General features: G+C 48.2%; 1 protein-coding gene. It reads right to left on the bottom strand.

All coding sequences use genetic code 11. The features are described from left to right. The coding region (locus A3739_RS10390; RefSeq protein WP_197472265.1) for a VCBS domain-containing protein at positions 1 to 846 on the bottom strand (846 nt) is incomplete at both ends.

The raw sequence follows: 846 nt of genomic DNA, 5'->3' as shown, positions 1-846 counted from the left end.
ATTGTAATTGTTTGCACATCGCCTTGGGCTAAATGATTGTAGCTGCTGTGACTGGAGTCAAAGCTATAGCTACCATCTTGTTTCAGCACAAAACCGTCGACACTCGGGGAAGAAAAGCTAACTCGGTCGTGGTTATCTATTTCATGGACAAAGATTGTTCCTGTTGTTAGCGTCGTATCGCCTTCATGTGCTGCTTGAGCTGTAATAGAGGTGATCTCCGGCGCATCGTTAGTGCCCGTCACGTCAATCGTTATCGTTTGCTGTACCGGTGTGCCGCTGCTGTCTGTGGCCGTGACAGTAAAGTGTTCTGTCACCTGTTGATTGGCATCTAGGATATCTGTCGCATGGCTTGTATTGTCCAGTTGATAATGCCACTGTCCCTGTTGATCAATACTCAACTGACCATAGCGGCCCTGCCCCTGAACCACTTGCCAGCTGAGGGTATCGCCCGTGTCTGGATCGGTTACGTTTAACGTACCAGTGGCATCGGCATTGCCACTGGTTCCATCGCCCGCCTCTATTACAGCACCGGTGCTAGTCCCCGCAATTACCGGCAAGTCATTGCTGCCGGTCAAGGTAATATTAAGTTGATGTGCAGTGCCGTCTGCCGTGTGAACGGTTAATAATTCATGCTCTACTTGTCCTGCTAATAGCGATTGAGACTTGGCTCCGTCAAGTGTGTAAGACCAGTTACCACTTACATCAATATGTGCAGTACCAAATGTGCCCACAATCGTTTCTGGTTTAAAGCTAGACTCGCCATCATCTTTATCAACGATATGTAATTGGCCGGTTGTTAATTGACCACTATCTTCAACCACTTGTCCTGTCGACACGCCACTAATC

Source organism: Oleiphilus sp. HI0067 (assembly GCF_001635735.1).
This window is presented reverse-complemented; position numbering and strand designations above follow the sequence as displayed.